General features: G+C 51.3%; 2 protein-coding genes and 1 pseudogene. 1 reads left to right on the forward strand and 2 read right to left on the reverse strand.

What is annotated here, in order from left to right; translation table 11 throughout:
- Window positions 1-113 precede the first annotated feature (113 nt).
- A pseudogene (locus tag H147_RS21475) lies at window positions 114-257 on the forward strand (IS3 family transposase); the annotation flags it as partial.
- 325 nt (window positions 258-582) lie between these two features.
- Here the strand turns inward: H147_RS21475 and H147_RS0119090 are convergent.
- Together H147_RS0119090 and H147_RS20765 are read right to left on the reverse strand one after the other, a co-directional pair.
- Entirely contained in the window at window positions 583-990 is a 408-nt protein-coding gene (locus H147_RS0119090; RefSeq protein ID WP_019956981.1) for a fasciclin domain-containing protein, read from the reverse strand.
- A gap of 145 nt (window positions 991-1135) precedes the next feature.
- Window positions 1136-1750 carry a DUF2461 family protein gene (locus H147_RS20765; RefSeq protein ID WP_081625918.1) on the reverse strand — a complete coding sequence of 205 codons (615 nt, stop codon included), beginning with the start codon at window positions 1748-1750 and terminating at the stop codon, window positions 1136-1138.
- Window positions 1751-1777: the final 27 nt, after the last annotated feature.

Consider the following 1777-nt stretch of genomic DNA (forward strand, 5'->3'; position numbering starts at 1 on the left):
CAACCAGCCGATGCCCGAAGCGGTAGCGGCATAACCAAGGCGGAAAACCACTTAGAAAACGCCAGGAACCTGTTCAATCAAACCGAACCACCTCTTACCAGCTCTTAAAATGAGAGCGGATCAGGCGACGGACATACTTCATACGTGACGCAGCAACACAGGACGGGTTCGATTACTTTGAGATGTTCTACAACCCAACACGCAAGCACACGAACACCGGTATGCTGTCCCCAGTTAACTATGAAATGAAACAGTGAAAAATGAACCAAGCAGGCGTCAAGGAAACTAGGAGCAGCTCAGATTTTTTTTCTACGAGCGTAGGCAGCACACAAGAATGACCTGTTACATCAATACTTTGGCCGCCCCGCAGCGGGAAAAGCGGCCATTCAAGGACAATGCAGCGAACCCAAAAATTTAATGATGGAACTTCAGCTTTCTGATCACTCCATTTCACAGTAGCAGCTTACTGTTTCGGACCTGTTGTAAATTGCCCGAAATGTCCAATTCATGGCCCCTCGCTCGGTGGAGACGGACAAATTTTTTTAGAAGGGGCGACCTCGACCAAGGCCGCCCCAGTTTTATTCAACCTTTTGGCATAAGAACGGCGTCAATCACGTGGATAACACCGTTGTCGGTATCAATATCCGCGCTCGAAACCGCTGTACCGTTGATTTTAGCGCCGCCTTCGGTTGTGACTGTTACGGTCTCTCCATTGACTGTCGCAGGCGTCATGCCATCCGACAGGTCAGTGGACATCACTTTACCGGCGACGACATGATACGTAAGGATCGAGGCGAGTTTGGCCTTGTTCTCGGGCTTAAGCAGATCATCAACAGTGCCTGCAGGGAGTGCCGCAAATGCTGCATCTGTGGGAGCAAAGACCGTGAATGGTCCAGCGCCCTTGAGGGTTTCGACAAGGTCGGCAGCTTTGACGGCGGCCACGAGTGTATTGAAGTTTCCAGCGGAAACTGCGGTGTCGACGATGTCCATGGGATATTCCTTAAGGTTTGTGACGCTGCACGAATGTGCCAGAACAATAGAAGCCGTCCTGTGCCACATTTATAAGATAGCGTGCAGCAAGTCCGGGCATAGGGCGCTACGCCTGCGTCATCTTGGCGGCACGGATCGTTCGCAATTAATCAAAGTGGCCTATCAACTGCCGACCAGCGCGAAATACCTCGATCAGTTTATCTATCACTGCTTCATTGAGCATGAGTTCGTCAGACAAATTGTGCCGACATCCAAGGCCAACCATCTTCAGATAGGGTGCCGCTGGATCGCTGCTTTTAAAACCATCTGGCACGGTGCCCAACTCTTTTCGCGTCACCAATCCGTCTGGGAAAACCGTCTTGAATTCGGTATCGGCCAAGATGTCATTCAAACCATCAAGGTCATCGACAAGACGATTGCGTAACCGCGTAAGGGCCTCTTTGGATGGTTGGAACAGTGCGGCACCTGCGTGGCAATTGCCTGGCTCAATGTGGAGGTAATAGCCAAAGTTTTCTGAAGGATGACCGGCAGTGGCAAAAACATCGACGTCCGCACGATAAAATTCGCGCCCGACACGCTCGCGCGGTTCTTGAAAGAACTTGGTGTAGCTTTGCTTTGGTTTGATCTTGGCTTGCGCCACGAAAGGATCAAAGCGATCCGCATAGTCGTGCAAAGTCATTGCGATGCCGGTGAAGAGAGGTGGTTCGGTTTGATTGAACAGGTTCCTGGCGTTTTCTAAGTGGTTTTCCGCCTTGGTTATGCCGCTACCGCTTCGGGCATCGGCTGG

Source organism: Yoonia vestfoldensis DSM 16212, assembly GCF_000382265.1.
GTDB classification, from domain to species: Bacteria; Pseudomonadota; Alphaproteobacteria; order Rhodobacterales; family Rhodobacteraceae; genus Yoonia; species Yoonia vestfoldensis.